Source organism: Streptomyces sp. MBT53, assembly GCF_016654115.1.
In the GTDB taxonomy this organism is placed as follows: Bacteria; Actinomycetota; Actinomycetes; order Streptomycetales; family Streptomycetaceae; genus Streptomyces.
Window position 1 is genome coordinate 27,355 of the sequence record NZ_JAEQAZ010000019.1, and the last position, 17,372, is coordinate 44,726.

Below are 17,372 nucleotides of genomic sequence, written 5' to 3' on the forward strand. Positions count from 1 at the left end.
CGTGCTTTTACTGGGCGTCCTGTGCCGGATTCTGCTGGTGCGGTACTTCGGGCGCGCTGAGCGACCCGAGCAGGGCCAGGGCGTCCGCCGAGGGGGAGTCCGGCTCCGCCTGGAGAACGATGAGCTGCTGCCCGGGCGCGCTGCGGATGGTGAGGGCCTCGTGCCGCAACTCCAGTTCCCCGACCACGGAATGCCGCATCCGCTTCACCTCGTACGGCGGGACCCGGGAGTACTCACGGGCCCACAGCGAGCGGAACTCGCCGCTGCGCACCGACAGTTCACCGACGAGCTCCAGGACGCGGGGATCCTCGGGCGTGCTCGCGGCGGACTGCTGGAGGTCGGCGACCGCACGGTCCTTGGCCCGCTCAGCGTTCCGGTAGAACGTCTTCGCCGCCGGGTCCAGGAACAGCATCCGCAGCACGTTGTCCTGCTGGGCGAAATCGCCGTAGAGAGCGTCGGCCAGGGCGTTGGTGGCCAGCAGGTCCTGGGCGTGGCCGATGACGAAGGCCGGTGTCCTGGTCCAGCTCTCGATCAGCTGCCGCAGATGCGGGCGGACCCGCTCGACCCGCACGGGCCGCTTCGTACGACGGGCCGTGGGCCGAGCGAGGCGGAACAGCTCCCGCCGGTCCTCGTCCCCGAGCCGCAGCGCACGCGCCATCGCCTCCAACACCCTTACCGACGGACGCAGTTCACGGCCCTGCTCCAGCCGGCTGTAGTAGCTCGGACTGACCCCCGCGAGCGCCGCGACCTCGTCGCGCCGCAGCCCGGGCACCCGGCGACGGCCGGAGCCGGGCAGTCCCGCGTCGGCGGGGCTGACGCGTTCCCTGCGGGAGCGGAGGAAGCGACCCAGTCCTTCCACCGGGTCGAGGCGCGTGTCGTTGTCCATACCGTCGAGGCTAGGCGGAAAACGCCCGGAGAAGGTCGGCCGACGGTGGGTGCGTCGCACCCAGGACCGCGGCTCCCCGGGTGACGGGGGAGGGGCGCCCGGGCCACGAATCACTGTGTGTGAAGCATGCGGAACCTGGTGCGATGGCGGACGGCCGGGCCTTCTCGCCGGATGAAAAACACTTAGTCTTGCCGCATGAGCAATGGGACCCCTTTGGGTGATTTCCTCCGGGCCCGCCGCGAGGCCCTCAAGCCCCAGGACGTCGGTCTGCCCGAGTACGGGCGCCGCCGGGTGCCGGGACTGCGCAGGGAGGAGGTCGCACTGCTCGCCGGAGTCAGCTCCGACTACTACATCAGGCTGGAGCAGGGACGCGAGAACAGCCCGTCCCCGCAGGTGCTGGAGGCGGTGGCGCGGGCGCTGAAGCTGGACGCGGAGTCCGCCGACCATCTCAACCGCCTCTGCCTCGCGCCCTCGCAGCGCCCGCACGGCCGGAGCGAGGCCCAAGTCAGCGCGCAGCTGCTGCAGTTGATGGACGGCTGGGAGCACACCCCCGCCTTCGTCCTCGGACCGGCCCTGGACGTCCTCGCGGGCAACTCCCTTGCCACCGCGCTGCACAGCGGGTTCGACGCCTTCGACAACCTCGCCCGCAATGTGTTCGTCGACCCGGCCGGGCGCGAGTTCTACCAGGAGTGGGAACGGGCCGCGCACTCGTGCGTCGCCGAGCTCAGGGCCGCGTACGGGCACGATCCCGAATCGGCCCGGATCGCGGAGGTGGTCGCCGAACTGTCCGACGCCAGCGAGGAGTTCACCGCCCTCTGGCAGTTGCACGACGTCAAGTCCAAGTCCCAGGAGGGCAAGCACCTCAAACACCCGGACGTCGGCGACCTGCACATCGCGTTCGCCGCGTTCACCGTCAACGGCGCTCCGCACCAGCAACTCGTCGTCTACCAGGCCGAACCCGCGAGCCCCACGGCGGTGGCCTTCGAGACGCTGCGGGCGCGAGCGAGGACGCTGTCGCGGTGATCTGCGGGCCGGTGGGGGCTGGGCGCGCCCACGCGGCGGAGCCGCATATCGATACAGCCCCGCGCCCCTTCGGGGCGCCGACGGGCACCGGAGTGGCAGTACCTTCTGTAGGGCCTGACTCGACCTCACGGAGGACCCCATGCCCGTACGTCGTATCGGTCTCGTCGTCCATCAGGGGCGGGCGACCGCCCGGGACGCGGCGCGCGACGTGCACGCGTGGAGCGAGGCACACGGCGTTCGCTGCACGGAGATCGACGTGTGGGCCAAGGACCAGCACCGTCGTGCCGGACGCGAGGAGTCCGAGGCGGCGGGCAGCCCCGATCTCGTCGTCACCCTCGGCGGCGACGGCACCTTCCTGCGCGGGGCCCGCATCGCCGTCAAGAGCGGGGCCGACGTCCTCGGCGTCGACCTCGGCAAGGTCGGCTTCCTCACCGAGGTCCCTGCCTGCGACATCGGCGACGCCCTCGACGCCGTGCACGAGGGACGGGCCATCGTGGAGGAACGCATGACGCTGACCATGCGCGCCTCCCGGCCCCTGGACATCCCCGAGGAGATGGAGGCCCTGCTGCGCTACGGCCGCGGGCCGATGCTGCCGCCGCCGCAGGTCCGGCCCGAGACCACGGAGGGCGGCGGCTGGGGCTGCGCGCTGGACGTCATCGCCCTCAACGACGTCGTCCTGGAGAAACTCGCCCGCGACCGGCAGGTCAGCGTCGGTGTCTACCTGGCCGGCGGGCTGCTGGCGAGCTACTCGGCCGACGCCCTGGCCGTCGCCACCCCCACCGGGTCCACCGCCTACAGCTTCGCCGCCGGCGGCCCCGTCCTCTCGCCCCACATGGACGCCCTCGTCTTCACGCCCATCGCCCCGCACATGACCTTCGACCGCAGCGTCGTCGCCGCCCCCGACGAACCCGTAGGCCTACGGGTGCTGCCCCACTCCGGACAGGCCGCCGTCAGCGTCGACGGCCAACTGCGCGGTGTCCTGGACCCCGGCGACTGGATCGGCGTCTTCCGCGCCCCGCAGCGCGTCCGCCTCGTCCGCCTGCGCCCCACCGACTTCTACGGCAGACTGCGCGACCGGTTCCGGCTCACCGACGCCCCCGCCACCGCCCAGGACGGACCCGCGGCCCCCTTCTTCCGCCCCGACACCCCGGTCCCGCCGGACCTCGCCGGAATGCGCCTGCCACCGCCCACCGCCGCGCGCTGAGGGTCGTAGGGAAGGTTCCGCGTCGAAGGCTCACAGCGGCAGGCGGACGGTGAAGACCGTGCCGGCGCCGAACGTGCTGACCACCGTCACCGTCCCGCCGTGCGCCTCCGTGAGGCGGCGGACGATGGCGAGGCCCAGGCCGCTGCCGCCGGTGCGGCGGTTGCGGGACTTCTCGGCCCGCCAGAACCGGTCGAAGACCCGCGGCAGATCCTCGGGCGGGATACCGGTACCGGTGTCGGCGACCTCGATCGTCACCTCGTCCCCGGCCCTGCGGGCGCTCACGGTGACGCTGCCGCCCGCGGGGGTGTGCCGTAGCGCGTTGGACACCAGGTTGCCGACCACCTGCCGCAGCCGTACGGGATCGCCCGACAGCTCGGGATCGCCGTCGACTCGGGTGGTGAGGGACACCCCCGCGGTGTCGGCGCGGGCCTGGTGGGCGGTGGCGACATGGTCGAGGAGATCGCGCACGCACAGCGGTTCGGGGTGGACGCGCAGCTGGCCCGCGTCCGCCTCCGCGAGATCCTGGAGGTCGTCGACGATGTGCTGGAGCAGCAGCGCCTCTTCGAGCAGGGAGTCCACGAGGGCCTGGTCCGAGGTGGCGATGCCGTCCTGGACGGCCTCCAGCCAGCCGCGGATGGTGCTCAGCGGGGTGCGCAGTTCATGGGCGACATCGCTGACCATCGCCTTGCGCCGGCCCTCCACGCGTTCGCGGCGCCGGGAGAGGTCGTTGAAGGCGGCGGCGAGATGGCCGATCTCGTCGTTGGTCGTCACCGGCACCCGTTGGTGTTCCGCCACCGGACGGCGGGCCGCGTCGGCCAGCGCGCGCAGCGGCCGCACCAGCCGGGTGCCGACGACGACGGTGACGGCCACGGTGACCAGCAGCACCAGACCGGCGACCCCGGCGAGACGGGCGGTGTTGGCGGAGGTGAAGCGGAAGCCGGGCGCGGCGGTCGAACCGGCCGGGGTGGTGACGTAGAGCAGCGCGGCCGGTGCCACATAGGGGGCGAGCTGGTCGCGGCGGGCGGTGTCGACACAGGACTGGGTGGTTCCGGTGTCGCCCGACACGCTGAGGACGAAGTCGAGACCCACCTTCACGGGCTGCTGGTTCCGCTGTGCCAGACAGTCGTTGACCATGGTGTTGAGCCGGTTGAGCGGCCCGATCTCGGACTTGACGGGAGCGGAGAGCTGGTCGACGCCGCAGCTGTACTCCCTGTCGGTCCCGCCCAGCATGCCGTCCGGGAACTTGAGGGAGGTCCGGCCGCTCGGCGCCTCGACGAGCGTGCCGATGCCGCTGGGGCCGCCCATGCAGTAGCGGATCTTCTCCGCCATGCCGCGCAGCGCCCTCCGCTCGGCCGCGGTCAGCCGGTAGGGGCCGACGGCACGCGGGTCGATGCGGTCCGTCGCGGTGCTCGGCAGCAGGGCCGCGTCGGTGTGCAGGGGGTCCACGACCGCCGACGCCCTGGTGGGAAGGGTGGCGGTCGAGGCGGCGGAGGTGGCGAGCGGGCGGTGGCTCTGCGTGGTCAGGGTGATCCGGCGTCCGGTGCTCCCGGCGAGCCGGTGCAGGGTCGGGCCGACGCCGGTCCAGTCCCGGTGCGTGGCGGCGTACCCGACGAGCGTGCCGTAGATCTGCGTGTCGGAGGACAGGAGTTGACCCTGTTCCTGCTGGATGGCGCTGCTCGTGGTGCGCGCCGCAAGCCAGGCGGTGGCCGCCACCGAACAGACGGCGATCAGCACCGAGGTGGCCAGCAGACGGACCAACAGGCTTCTGTGCAGCGGCACTTTGGCCCGGACCCGGGTTCTGGGCCTCCCCTCGCCGCCGCTCTCCGTGTCAGTGCGCACGGCTGCCGTCGACGAGCTTGTAGCCGACGCCGTACACGGTCTGCAGATAGGCGGGTCGGCGGGGGACCGCTTCTATCTTCTTGCGCAGGTTCAGGATGTGCACGTCGATGGTCCGTTCGGTGATGTAGCGGTCGAACCCCCTTGTCAGGGCGAGGAGTTGGCGGCGGGTGAAGACCCGTTCCGGTTCGGCGGCCATCGCCGCGAGGATCTCGAACTCCCCGGGCGTGCACACCACTTGGCGTCCGTCGAGGCCGACGGTACGGCGGACCGGGTCGACGGCGAGAGCGCCGATCCGGATCACCGGATCGTCCACGGAGAGGGTGGCCCGGGTGCGCCGCAGCAGGGTGCGGATGCGGGCCATCAGCTCGCGCGGGCTGTACGGCTTCGTCATGTAGTCGTCGGCGCCCAGGTCGAGGCCGAGCAGCAGATCCTCCTCGGTGCTGCGCGCGGTCAGCATCAGCACGGGCACGTCGCACTCGCGGCGCAGCACCCGGCACACGTCCAGACCGTCGACGAGCGGCATCATCACGTCGAGGACGAGGAGGTCCGGCTGCCGGCGCCGCACCTCGTCGATCGCCGCGCGCCCGTCGTGCACGACGAGGGCGGAGTGCCCCTCGCGATCCAGGTAGCGGCGGATCACCTCGGCCTGTTTGACGTCGTCCTCGGCCACCAGGACATATGCGTTCACGCCGGCCACCCTAAGGTCGCCGCCTCGACATCAGACAGGAGTCTGACGGTGGCCTGACAGGATCTTCATAAGCTCCGGCCACGGTGCCGCCATGTCGAAACTCACTCATCGAAGGCGCTCCGCCGCGCTGGCGGGCATGGCCGCGACGGCCGCACTCACCCTGCTGTCCGCCTGCGGCGGCGGCTCGGGCGGGGACGGGGAGGCCGCGGCCAAGGACACCGGGGTCGCCTCCATCGAGACGCCGAAGGCGGGCGGCGCGACGGTGTCGGCGAGCGCCGCCGCGGAGTCGGGCCGGCCCCAGCTGAGGCTGGACACCTCCGAGGCGGAGCAGACCCGGCTGACCGGCATCTACTTCGACTGCCTGCGCGACCACGGTGCCCCGGGGGGCTACAAGCCGGGTTCGAAGCAGTGGTACCCCGGCGGTGGCTCCGACAGGATCACCTCCGCCGCGCGCAAGGCCTGTCTCCCGAAACTCCCGCTCCAGCCACCGGAGTTGGACCCGGCGAAGAACCCGCACTACATGGACGACTTCCGCGCGTACATCCGGTGCCTCAACGACGGCGGCCTGAAGGTCAAGGGTCTGTCCGACGGCTCCGGCTGGAACTACGACGGGCAGAGTTCGCTGACCCAGGCCCAGGAGGCGAAGCTCGACCACGACTGCCAGTTGAAGGCCTACAAGTGACGACGACCGGCGACGAAGACATCCGCCCCCGGCGCGGCAGGCGTCGCCTGAAGATCGGGGCCGTAGCGCTGGCCGGCGTCACGGCGACCGCGCTCGGCGTCACCGTGTGGCAGGACGGCACCGCGAAACCGAGCACGACGGCCGCCGACTCGGCCCGGGTCGGCACCGCCACGGTGACGAAGACCGACCTCTCCGACGACCAGACCCTCAGCGGCACCCTCGGCTACAGCAAGGCGACCCCGCTCAAGGGCGCCAAGTCCGGACTGGTCACCTGGCTCCCTGCCCCCGGAACCACGGCCTCCCGGGGCCGCACCCTGTACAAGGTGGACAACGTCCCCGTGCCGGTGTTCTACGGCGGCACCCCCCTCTACCGCACGCTGAACGCGCGGGGCACCACCGGGCCCGACGTACGGGTGGTCGCCGACAACCTCAAGAAGCTCGGCTACGACATCGGGGTCCAGCCGGGGGCGGGGACCTGGGTCACTCAGCACCGGGCCGACACCGGCACGCCCGACGAATCGGACAGCGCGGATGCCCCGTCGTCAAGTGTCGCCCCTTCTCCCACGCCCACACCCGCACCCACCGCGACCACCGTCAAAGTGAAGGAGGGCGACGGCGTGCTCACCGCCGGGCTGATCGCCGCGATCCGGCGCTGGCAGGCCCATGTCGGGATGCCCGCCACCGGAGTGCTCGGCATCGGGGACGTGACGGTGCAGTCCGGCGAGGTGCGGGTCGGAGCGGTGCAGGCGCAGAACGGCGACGACGCCACCGGGACCCTGATGACGGTCAGCTCCACCGTCAAGAAGGTGTCCGTGCCGGTGGACGCCACCCAGGTCGGCACGATGTCCCGGGGCGACCGGGTCACGGTGACCCTGCCGGACAACTCCACCGTCAAGGGGACCATCGACGTGGTCGGCTCCACCGCCGCCACCGACAACTCCCAGGGCGACACCGGCGGTTCGGCCCCCGCGCAGCTCACGGTCACCGTCTCGGTGCCCGACACCGGGGCCGTCCGGAAGCTGACCTCGGCCCCGGTGCAGGTGGCGTTCACCTCGGAGAGCCACAAGGGCGTGCTCGCCGTACCGGTCGGCGCGCTGCTGGCGCTCAGCGAGGGCGGCTACGCCGTCCAGCTCCCCGACGGGCGGCTGCTCGCGGTGAAGACCGGCATGTTCGCCAAGGGCCTGGTCGAGATCAGCGGCGCCGGTGTCACGGCCGGGCTGAAGGTGGAGACCACCTCGTGAGGAGCCGACCGGTACTGGCCGTGATCGACGCGGGCATGGAGTATCCCGGCGGGGTGAAGGCCCTGGACGGTGTCTCGCTCGCCATCGAGGAGGGTGAACTCCTCGCCATCGTCGGCCCGTCCGGGTCCGGCAAGTCGACCCTGCTGAACATCATGGGCACCCTGGACCGGCCGACCAGCGGCACCGTGGAGATCGGCGGCCACGACGTCGCGACCCTCTCCGACCGTCGGCTCTCCGCGCTGCGCGGACGCCAACTCGGCTTCGTGTTCCAGCAGTTCCATCTCACCGACGGGCTGACCGCCGCCGAGAACGTGGCAACAGGCCTGCTCTACGCGGGAGTTCCGCGCCGGCGACGCGCTCCGCTGGCCCGCGAGGCGCTGGCCCGGGTCGGTCTGGCGCGCCGCGCCGGGCATCTGCCGAACCAACTCTCCGGCGGCGAACGCCAACGGGTCGCCATCGCCCGCGCGTTGGTCAACCACCCGGCCCTTGTCCTCGCGGACGAACCCACCGGCGCCCTGGACACCGCCAACGGCCGTGCCGTACTGGAGCTGTTGACCGCCCTGAACGACGAGGGCACCACCATCGCGATCATCACCCACGACCGGGACATCGCCGCGCGGCTGCCCCGCAGGGTGGAGATCCTCGACGGCCGGCTGGTCGCCGACGTCCGGGGCGAGGACGTCGGAGAAGACACCCAGGCCATCGACACGGCCGACCTCGCCGCCGATCTCGCCGACGACACCTTCGCCATCCGCAGGGACACCTTCACCGACCTCCAGGGGGAACGCCGGTCATGACCACCACCGCGCCGAAGCCGACCGCCGCCGTGGCCGTCGCCGACACCAGGCCGGTACGGCTGGCTCCGCTGGACATCCTGCGCCTGGGACTGCTCGGCATCCACACCCGCCGGATGCGGGCGGCGCTGTCCGCGCTGGGCATCTCGATCGGCATCGCCACGATGATCGTGGTGACCGGGATCCCGGCGTCCAGCCAGAAGGCGCTGATGAACCAGCTCTCCGCGCTCGGCACCAACATGCTCCAGGCGATGCCGGTCCCCAACCAGACCCCGCCGGTCGAACTCCCGCCGCAGTCCGTGGACATGGTCCGCCGGATCGGCCCCGTCACCGTGGCCAGCGCGGTCGCCAACACCCATGCGGAGGTGTTCCGCAACGACCGCGTCGACGCCGACGACTACGCCGGTCTCGCCGTACTGGCCAGCAGGACCGACCTGTTGAAGGCGATCAACGCCCAGGTCCGGTCCGGGCGTTACCTCAGCGCGTCCACCGAGCGGTTCCCCACGGCCGTGCTCGGCTCGGTGGCCGCCACCCGGATGGGCATCGCGCAGGTGGTGCCGGGGCGGCCCGCCCCGCAGATCTACATCGACCACCGCTGGTTCACGGTCATCGGTGTCCTCGCGCAGACCCCGCTGTCGCCCGACATCGACCGCGCGGTCCTGGTCGGCTGGGACGCCGCGCGCACCCAACTGGGCTTCACCGGCCACCCGACCGTCATCTACGTCAAGGCCAGGGAGGACGGCATCGACGCCGTCCGCGATGTGCTCGCCCCGACCATCTACCCCGAAGTACCGGGCATGGTGCAGGTCAGCCGCCCCTCCGACGCCCTCGCCGCGAAACGCGCCACGCAGACCACGTTCTCCGCGCTCTTCCTCGGCCTCGCCGGGGTGGCCCTCCTGGTGGGCGGGATCGGCGTGGCCAACACCATGGTCATCTCGGTCCTCGAACGCCGCAAGGAGATCGGACTGCGGCGGGCACTGGGCGCCAACAAGGGCCAGATCCGCGGGCAGTTCCTCACCGAGTCGGTGGCCCTGTCCTGCCTCGGCGGGCTGGCGGGCACTGTTCTCGGCGTCCTGGCGACCGTCGGTTACGCCACCTACCAGGGCTGGCCGCCGGTGATTCCGCTGCCGGCGGTGGCGGGCGGCTTCGGCGGCGCCGTCCTGATCGGCATGGCCGCCGGTGTCTACCCCTCCATCAGGGCCTCCCGGCTCACCCCGACGGAGGCGCTGGCGATGGTGTGAGGCAGGTGAGAGGCGGGTGAGAATGTCGACCCGCCCCCGCACGTACGGGCGAGTTTCACATGAGCGCCACCAGACCCTTCCCTGACGTTTGTTGCTCTTGGAACACTCGCACCGCGCGCATTTCGCCATGTTCCGGCCGGCCGCGCGTCAGGATGAGAGGTGCCTCACCCATGTCCGAAGTCAACCGGCGTCGCTTTCTCCAACTCGCGGGTGCCACAACGGCGTTCACGGCGCTGTCGAACAGCATCGAGCGTGCCGCCGCGCTCCCCGCGAACCACAGTTCCGGGAGCATCGAGGACGTCGAGCACATCGTCGTCCTGATGCAGGAGAACCGGTCGTTCGACCACTACTTCGGTTCGCTCAGAGGCGTCCGGGGCTTCGGCGACCCACGTCCGGTCGTGACCCGGCAGGACGGAAAACCGGTCTGGTACCAGTCGGACGGCACGAAGGACATCCTCCCGTTCCGGCCCGAGGCGGACGACCTGGGCCTGCAGTTCATCCAGGACCTCCCGCACGGCTGGAACGACGGGCACGCCGCGTTCGACGGCGGCAAGTACGACAAGTGGGTGCCGTCCAAGGGCTCCACGACGATGGCGTACCTGACCCGCGAGGACATCCCGTTCCACTACGCGCTCGCCGACTCCTTCACCATCTGCGACGCGTACCACTGCTCGTTCATCGGCTCGACGGACCCCAACCGCTACTACCTGTGGACGGGTTACACCGGCAACGACGGCACCGGCGGCGGCCCCGTCCTCGGCAACGACGAGGCCGGCTACAGCTGGACGACGTACCCCGAGCGCCTGGAGAAGGCCGGGGTCTCCTGGAAGATCTACCAGGACGTCGGCGACGGCCTCGACGCGGCCGGCGGCTGGGGCTGGATCCAGGACGCGTACCGCGGCAACTACGGCGACAACTCGTTGCTCTACTTCAAGCAGTTCCAGAACGCCCAGCCCGGCGACCCGCTCTACGACAAGGCCCGCAACGGCACCGACGCCACCAAGGGCGAGGGTTTCTTCGACCAGCTGAAGGCGGACGTCAAGGGCGGCAAGCTGCCGAAGATCTCCTGGGTCGTCGCCCCCGAGGCCTTCACCGAGCACCCCAACTGGCCCGCGAACTACGGTGCTTGGTACGTCTCCCAGGTTCTGGACGCGCTGACCTCCGACCCGAAGGTGTGGGCGAAGACGGCCCTGTTCATCACCTACGACGAGAACGACGGCTTCTTCGACCACCTGGTGCCGCCGTTCGCGCCGGGTTCCGCCGCGCAGGGCAAGTCGACCGTCGACGTCGGCCCCGACCTCTTCGCGGGCAACGCCAGTCACCCCGCCGGCCCCTACGGCCTCGGCCAGCGGGTCCCGATGATCGTCGTCTCGCCCTGGAGCAAGGGCGGTTACGTCTGCTCGGAGACCTTCGACCACACCTCGGTGATCCGGTTCATGGAGCGCCGCTTCGGCGTGCACGAGCCCAACATCTCGCCGTGGCGGCGCGCGATCTGCGGTGACCTGACCACCGCCTTCGACTTCTCCCGCAAGGACGTCAAGAAGGTCCCGCTGCCGGACACCGACGGCTACCAGCCGCCGGACAAGAACCGCCACCCCGACTACGTCCCGACCCCGCCCGCCAACCCCGTACTGCCCAAGCAGGAGCGCGGACTGCGCCCGGCCCGCCCGCTCAAGTACGCGTCGACGGTGGACGGTTCGGCGGACACGGCGGCCGGCAAGTTCACGCTGAGCTTCGCGTCCGGCGCGAAGGCCGGCGCCAACTTCCTGGTCACCTCCGCCAACCGCACGGACGGGCCCTGGAGTTACACCACCGAGGCCGGCAAGACCGTCTCGGACACCTGGAACTCGGCGTACTCGAACGGCTCGTACGACCTGACCGTGCACGGCCCGAACGGCTTCCTGCGCGTCTTCAAGGGCCCGGGCAAGAGCGCCGGACCCGAGGTCACCGCCCGTGACTGCGGCGACGACGTCGAGCTGACGTTCACCAACAAGGGCTCCGGCACAGTGCAGTTGAGGGTCGCCAACGGGTATGGCGGGAAGAGCCAGACCGTGAAGGTGCGGGCGGGTGCCACCGTCCGGCACACCTTCGACCTCGGCGCGAGCAAGCGGTGGTACGACCTGACGGTCACTTCCGACGGCGACGCGGGCTTCCTGCGGCGATTCGCCGGACATGTCGAGAACGGCCGCCCGGGGGTCAGCGACCCGGCGATCGGACGGGTGTGACCGCTGTCGTAGCGCCGGTTGTATTCCGGGGCACTCGCGGTAGTGTGCCCCGGTGACCACGCATTCGAACACACCTGCAGGCTGGTACCCGGATCCGCACGGAGCGCCCCAGACCCTCCGCTACTGGGACGGCGCGAAGTGGACCGAGCACACCAACGCGGACCAGCAGGGGCAGACCGCCCAGCAGGCGCCGCAGGGCGTGCCGCCGCAGGCGGCCGGGCCGGACCCGCGGGTCCAGCAGCAAGTGCAGCAGCAGGCCGGGGTCGCCGGGGGCGGCCCCGGCGGCGGCGGTCTGTTCAGCGAGCCGGTCCTCGTGGTGAACCAGAAGGCCAAGCTGATCGAGCTGACCAACGAGTACAAGGTCATGGATCAGAACGGCAATCTGATCGGCACCGTCACCGAGATCGGCCAGAGCGCGCTGAAGAAGGCGCTGCGCTTCGTCTCCAGCCTCGACCAGTTCATGACGCACCGGCTGGAGATCCGGGACGCCCACGGGCAGCCGCAGTTGGTGCTGACCCGGCCCGCGAAGATCATGAAGTCCCGGGTGATCGTGTCCCGTCCGGACGGTTCGCCGGTGGGCGAGATCGTCCAGCAGAACATGATCGGGAAGATCAACTTCGGGCTGATGGTGAACGGCCAGCAGATCGGCGCGATCAAGGCGGAGAACTGGCGGGCCTGGAACTTCGCGATCGTCGACCACGCGGACAACGAGGTCGCCCGGATCACCAAGACCTGGGAAGGCCTCGCCAAGACGATGTTCACCACCGCGGACAACTACGTCCTGCAGATCCACTACCAGCTGCCCGAGCCGCTGCTGAGCCTGGTGGTGGCGACGGCCCTGACCGTCGACACCGCCCTCAAGCAGGACTCGCGCGGCCTCGGCTGACCTCGCTCAGAGCGCGGTGAGATGCCCCGGCTCGGACCGTCGGTCCGGCTGCCGGGGCATCAACGCCGGTTCCGGGGAAGCGGATTCGGGCTTCAGCGCCAGTACGGCGGCCACCGGGTGATCGTGGTCGCCGTATTCGTGCACCAGGGGCACGGCGGGCGTGACCCGGGTCAGCAGCACCACACCCCAGGACGCGAGTCCGGCCCCCGCCAGCGCGAGGAGGATGCCGGCCGCGCCGCCCTGGAGGCGTTCGCCGAGCAGGGCCAGCCCGATCGCGGCGGCGGCCAGCGGGTTCGCCAGGGTGACCACCGCGAGCGGGGCACCGAGGCCGCCCCGGTAGGCGGTCTGTGAGAGCAGCAGCCCGCCCGCCGCGAACACCGCGACCAGCAGGGCGACTCCGACCACCTGCATGCTCAGCAGCGGGCCCGAGCGGTCCGTCGCCGCGACCGTCACGGTCTGCGTGAGCGCGGAGGCGACACCCGAGGCGACACCGGACGCCGAAGCATGCCGTAGACCGGGCTTGGCGCCGCGCCGGGCCAGCAGGCCGATCAGCGCGGACGTCGCGCCCGCGACCGCCAACGCCTGGGGAACGGTGAGGACTTGGTCGGGCTGGGGCCCGGACGCCGTGACCAGCAGGGCCGACAGGCCGAGCAGGGTGAGCGCGGTGCCCCGCCACTCGCTCGTGCTGACCCGTCGCCCGGCCACCCGCGCGCCCATCGGCACGGCGGCGACCAGGGTGAGCGCGCCCAGCGGCTGTACGACGGTCAGCGGACCGTACTTCAGGGCCACGACGTGCAGCAGCGCGGCCGACGCGTTCAGCACGACCGTCCACCACCAGGAACCCGTGGCGAGCAGCCGCAGCATGCCCGCGTCGGAGTTGCGGGACGCCAGCCGCTCCTGCGCCACGGCGGCGGCCGCGTAGGCGACGGCCGAGAAGAGGGACAGGACGACGGCGACGAGCGTGGCGTTCATCGGCCGGCTCCGACGAGCACCGGCTGCTTCTCGGGGGCGAGCTCCGGCTGACCGCGGCCCGCCGTGGTGGCCGTGCGGTGCGGCGGGTGGATCAGCGCGAGGGCGATGCCGAGCATCGCGGTCGCGACGATCGCGTCGAGCCAGTAGTGGTTCGCCGTGCCCACGATGACCACCAGGGTGACCAGCGGGTGCAGCAGCCACAGCCACCGCCAGCGGGACCGGGTCGCGACGATCAGGCCGATCGCGACCATCAGGGCCCAGCCGAAGTGCAGCGAGGGCATCGCCGCGAACTGGTTCGAGAGGTGGTCGCTGGTCGGCGGACCGTACACCGAGGGGCCGTAGACCTTCGCGGTGTCGACCAGGCCCGTCGCGGCCAGCATGCGCGGGGGCGCCAGCGGGAACACGAAGGGCAGGACCAGGGCGGCCGAGGTGACCGTCGCCAGGACCCGGCGGGCCCAGACGTAGTGCGCCGGGCGCCGCAGGTACAGCCAGACCAGGAAAGCGACGGTGGCCGGGAAGTGGACGGTCGCGTAGAAGGTGTTCGCGAGGTGCACGAGGGTGTCGCTGTGCAGCAGCACCGACTGCACCGAGCCCTCGTTCGGGAGACGGAGGGTCCGTTCCAGGTCCCACACGTGGCGGGCGTTGTGCAGTGCCTCGGTGGTGTGGCCCGTCGCCAGCTGGCGGCCGAACTTGTAGACGAGGAAGAGTCCTGCGACGAGCAGGAGCTCACGGACGAGCGGGGGCCGCGCTATCGCGCTGGTCCCCGGCTCTGCAGGCTCGGTGCGGGCATTCATCCCCCGGCCCCTTCGCTGACGGTGGTGCGTGTGGTGGTGCTGGCAGGGCTTGTGACCCTTCCGGCGGCCCGAACTCATCGGTACGAGTCCGTTCCGATACGCCAGTGTACCGATACGAGATGGTACCGATACGGTGGAGTACCGGTACACTGGCGTATCGATAGCGAAACGAGACACACTGGAGAGCGGACCCCGGGTCCGCGGGCCGAGCGAGGAGAAGAGCCATGACGTCGCAGGCTGAGGACGCACCGGACACGGTCGCCGCCTCGCGCCGCTCCAAGATCACGCCTGAGCGTGAGCGGGAGTTCTTCGACGCCGTGCTCGACCAGATCAGAGAATGCGGCTACGACTCCGTCAGCATGGAGGGCGTCGCCACCAGCACCCGCTGCAGCAAGTCCACGCTGTACCGGCAGTGGGGGACCAAGCCCCAGTTCGTCGCCGCCGCGCTGCGCGCCAACCGCCGGGCGCACTTCACCGGCATCGACACCGGCTCCCTCGCGGAGGATCTGCGCCAGGCCGCGCGGGCCGCGGGCGCCTGGTCGGCGAAGGACACCAAGCTCGTCGCGGCCCTCGGCCACGCCGTCACCCAGGACAGCGAACTCGCCCAGGCACTGCGCGAGGCGCTCGTCCACCCCGAGATCACCGCGCTGGAGGACATCCTGCGCCGGGGTGTGGAACGCGGCGAGATCCCGCGCGACCACCCCGCGCTGCCGTACGTCCCCGCCCAGATCTTCGGCGTCCTGCGGGCCCGCCCCGTCCTGGAGGGCTGTTACGCCGACCCCGACTACCTCGTCAGATTCGTGGAGGCCGCGGTGCTCCCCGCGCTGGGCCTGTCCGGGTCGCCCTGAGAATCAGGCCGCCGTCCATGGGATGACTGGACGGTGACCTGGCCGCGCCGCACCGTGGGGACGGGGGCGGCGCGCACCCCCCGGCCGGGTGGGGTTCCTCTTGAGCGGAGAGGCGCCCCACCCGGCCGACTGTGTGCCGGGGGCGGAACGGGATCAGATCGTCTGGCCGTCGCCGCCGCCCGTGGCGACCTTGATGCCCGCGGTGATCTGGTCGATCAAGGACTCCTTCTGGCCGACGTCGACGCCGAAGCGGACCACGACCATCTGGCCGGTGCTCGCGGGCGAGGGGAACGCCAGCGACTCGACATAGCCGTCGGCGCCCTTGCTGGTGACCGCCTTCCAGCGCACCAGGTAGCCCTTCTGTCCGGCCACGGTGACGGCCTTGGAGGCGAGCACCTGGTGCGAGGTGATGCTGCCGTAGACACCACCGCCGTAGGTCTGTTCGACGGCGGCGGAGATGTCCGCCTTCGCGACCTCCTCGGGAGTGGAGCCCTGCGTGCCGAGGAGCACGGCGGGTGCGGAGTTCGCGCCTCCATTGGTGCAGGTCTTGGAGGTGTCGCCGGGGCACTTGTACGAGGAGTTCGACGACACCTGGGCGCCGCCCTCGATGACCTGGCCGTACCAGTCGGCCGGCACGGTGAAGCTGATGCCGTCGAGCGAGTCGGTCACCGTGCCGCCGGCCTTCACCTTCGGCTGCGCGGACTGGCTGGGCGCGGGTGTCGCACCGCCCGTGCCACCGGAACCGCCCGTCCCGCCGGAACCGCCTGTGCCGCCGGATCCGCCGAAGGGATTGCCCTGCCTGCCGGTACCCCCCTGTCCCTCGGGGCCGCCCTGGCCGCCGGTGCCGCCCCGGCCGTTCGGCGCCTGCTGGGTGCCAGCCTGGTTGCCGTTCCCACTGCCGTTGCCGGACAGGGCGTAGGCACCGACACCGATCGCCGTCAGGACCGCGACGGCCACCGCCACGGCTATGCCCGTGCGCAGATTGCGGCGCGACGCGGCCGGTGGCTGCGTGGGATACGCCGGGTACGCCCCGGGGTACGGCGGCTCGGTCGGAGGACCCCATTCGGCGGCCGACCCGGCCGGGCGGGTCCGGTCCGTCCATGCCTTGCCGTCCCACCAGCGCTCGGTGGCGGGACCGTCATTCGTCTGCCCGGGATCGGGGTACCACCCGGGGGGAGTCACCTGCGTCATGTCCCTACCGTATGAGGCGTCGGTGAAAGCGGGATGAGAGGATCCGGCCGCGATGGCGTCGTCGCCGTCCCTTCCCCCCGACAACGGGCGACGGCCCGGAATCCCTCCCGGGCCGTCGCCGTACGAGGGGGGCCGCCTCCGGCCACCTCGCGTTCCGCGATCAGCAGTACTTCTTCTTGACCGCCGCGGCGAGGCTGGTCTTGGGGACGGTGGCGCCGCAGCGGACACCGCCGTCCACCTCCTGCGTCCAGCTCTGCGCCTTGCCGTACTGGCCGGTCTTGAACCAGTGCGAGGCCTCGCACTTGTACCGCGTCCAGTTGCCGGTGACCTTGTGGGTGCCGGAGTAGAGCACGTACGTGTCGTTCTTGCTGAGCGTGTAAGTGATGCTCTCGGCGTGCTTGTTGGTGTACGAGCCCGACATCTGGAGCTGCGCGTCGAAGCTCTCCTCCATGCTTTCCAGGACGGCGTCCTGCTTGAACTTGGCGCCGGCGGTGAAGGTCGCGGAGGCCCCGAGCACATAGATCTTCTCGACGCTGTACGTCTTGGTGACCGTGCCGCCCGTGTAGTTCTCGATGACCTTCCGGTGGGTGATCGCCCAGGGGCTCTTCTTCGCCGACCAGGTGATCTTGTATTTGCCGGTGCAATTGACGACGGCGGACGCCTGGGTCGCCGGTACCGCGACGAGCGCCGATGCCATCACGCCGGTGACGAGGGCAGCACTGGCCCACTTCTTGTTCATGGTTGATTCCCCGTTGTGTGTGGTGAGGATCCGATTCCGGACCGGGCGACTCGCGTTGATTCGCTCATGTCAACGTTGGTCGCCGGACAGAGTCGATCACGCAACCCGCGGCCCGGGCA

The 17,372-nt window shown here is 71.0% G+C and carries 16 protein-coding genes; 9 read left to right on the forward strand and 7 right to left on the reverse strand.

Going from position 1 to position 17,372, the window contains the following annotated elements; all coding sequences use genetic code 11:
- Positions 1-7: 7 nt before the first annotated feature.
- The gene (locus JHN45_RS10045; protein ID WP_201048749.1) at positions 8-886 is read right to left on the reverse strand and encodes a helix-turn-helix transcriptional regulator; all 879 of its coding nucleotides are present in this window, start codon (positions 884-886) and stop codon (positions 8-10) included.
- A gap of 195 nt (positions 887-1,081) precedes the next feature.
- On the opposite strand from JHN45_RS10045, the gene JHN45_RS10050 reads away from it, so the two are divergent.
- Both JHN45_RS10050 and JHN45_RS10055 read left to right on the forward strand, forming a co-directional pair.
- Positions 1,082-1,909 carry a helix-turn-helix transcriptional regulator gene (locus JHN45_RS10050; RefSeq protein WP_201048750.1) on the forward strand — a complete coding sequence of 276 codons (828 nt, stop codon included), beginning with the start codon at positions 1,082-1,084 and terminating at the stop codon, positions 1,907-1,909.
- Positions 1,910-2,048: 139 nt separating this feature from the next.
- Complete coding sequence (locus JHN45_RS10055; protein ID WP_201048751.1) at positions 2,049-3,113, forward strand: NAD(+)/NADH kinase; 1,065 nt, start codon at positions 2,049-2,051, stop codon at positions 3,111-3,113.
- Between the two features lie 30 nt (positions 3,114-3,143).
- On the opposite strand, the gene JHN45_RS10060 is transcribed toward JHN45_RS10055, so the two are convergent.
- Both JHN45_RS10060 and JHN45_RS10065 read right to left on the reverse strand, forming a co-directional pair.
- A complete protein-coding gene (locus JHN45_RS10060) occupies positions 3,144-4,892 on the reverse strand; it encodes a HAMP domain-containing sensor histidine kinase (RefSeq protein WP_307783068.1) in 1,749 nt (582 codons plus the stop codon).
- Between the two features lie 49 nt (positions 4,893-4,941).
- Positions 4,942-5,640, reverse strand: coding sequence for a response regulator transcription factor (locus tag JHN45_RS10065; protein WP_201048752.1), 699 nt, complete (start codon positions 5,638-5,640; stop codon positions 4,942-4,944).
- A 91-nt stretch (positions 5,641-5,731) separates the two neighbouring features.
- On the opposite strand from JHN45_RS10065, the gene JHN45_RS10070 reads away from it, so the two are divergent.
- The 6 genes from JHN45_RS10070 (at position 5,732) to JHN45_RS10095 (ending at position 12,709) form a co-directional block, all read left to right on the forward strand.
- A complete protein-coding gene (locus tag JHN45_RS10070) occupies positions 5,732-6,322 on the forward strand; it encodes a hypothetical protein (protein ID WP_201048753.1) in 591 nt (196 codons plus the stop codon).
- Positions 6,319-7,563 (forward strand): hypothetical protein, encoded by a 1,245-nt coding sequence (locus tag JHN45_RS10075; RefSeq protein WP_201048754.1) that lies wholly within the window; start codon positions 6,319-6,321, stop codon positions 7,561-7,563. The genes JHN45_RS10070 and JHN45_RS10075 overlap by 4 nt, the downstream gene beginning before the upstream one ends.
- 35 nt (positions 7,564-7,598) lie before the next feature.
- On the forward strand, positions 7,599-8,360 hold the full coding sequence (locus JHN45_RS10080) for an ABC transporter ATP-binding protein (RefSeq protein ID WP_236583537.1): 762 nt from the start codon (positions 7,599-7,601) through the stop codon (positions 8,358-8,360).
- Positions 8,357-9,598 carry an ABC transporter permease gene (locus tag JHN45_RS10085; RefSeq protein WP_201048756.1) on the forward strand — a complete coding sequence of 414 codons (1,242 nt, stop codon included), beginning with the start codon at positions 8,357-8,359 and terminating at the stop codon, positions 9,596-9,598. Before JHN45_RS10080 ends, JHN45_RS10085 begins: the two co-directional genes overlap by 4 nt.
- Before the next feature lie 170 nt (positions 9,599-9,768).
- Positions 9,769-11,823, forward strand: a complete 2,055-nt coding sequence (locus JHN45_RS10090) for a phosphocholine-specific phospholipase C (protein ID WP_201048757.1) — start codon at positions 9,769-9,771, stop codon at positions 11,821-11,823.
- 52 nt (positions 11,824-11,875) lie between these two features.
- Entirely contained in the window at positions 11,876-12,709 is an 834-nt protein-coding gene (locus JHN45_RS10095) for a phospholipid scramblase-related protein (protein WP_200709562.1), read from the forward strand.
- 6 nt (positions 12,710-12,715) lie between these two features.
- On the opposite strand, the gene JHN45_RS10100 is transcribed toward JHN45_RS10095, so the two are convergent.
- Entirely contained in the window at positions 12,716-13,681 is a 966-nt protein-coding gene (locus tag JHN45_RS10100) for a hypothetical protein (RefSeq protein ID WP_200709563.1), read from the reverse strand.
- A complete protein-coding gene (locus tag JHN45_RS10105; RefSeq protein ID WP_201048758.1) occupies positions 13,678-14,475 on the reverse strand; it encodes a phosphatase PAP2 family protein in 798 nt (265 codons plus the stop codon). The genes JHN45_RS10100 and JHN45_RS10105 overlap by 4 nt, the downstream gene beginning before the upstream one ends.
- 224 nt (positions 14,476-14,699) lie before the next feature.
- On the opposite strand from JHN45_RS10105, the gene JHN45_RS10110 reads away from it, so the two are divergent.
- The gene (locus JHN45_RS10110) at positions 14,700-15,323 is read left to right on the forward strand and encodes a TetR-like C-terminal domain-containing protein (protein ID WP_200709565.1); all 624 of its coding nucleotides are present in this window, start codon (positions 14,700-14,702) and stop codon (positions 15,321-15,323) included.
- 153 nt (positions 15,324-15,476) lie between these two features.
- Here JHN45_RS10110 and JHN45_RS10115 read toward each other — a convergent pair whose 3' ends face one another.
- Positions 15,477-16,514, reverse strand: a complete 1,038-nt coding sequence (locus tag JHN45_RS10115; protein ID WP_201048759.1) for a DUF2510 domain-containing protein — start codon at positions 16,512-16,514, stop codon at positions 15,477-15,479.
- A gap of 160 nt (positions 16,515-16,674) precedes the next feature.
- Complete coding sequence (locus JHN45_RS10120; protein ID WP_200709567.1) at positions 16,675-17,253, reverse strand: hypothetical protein; 579 nt, start codon at positions 17,251-17,253, stop codon at positions 16,675-16,677.
- Positions 17,254-17,372: the final 119 nt, after the last annotated feature.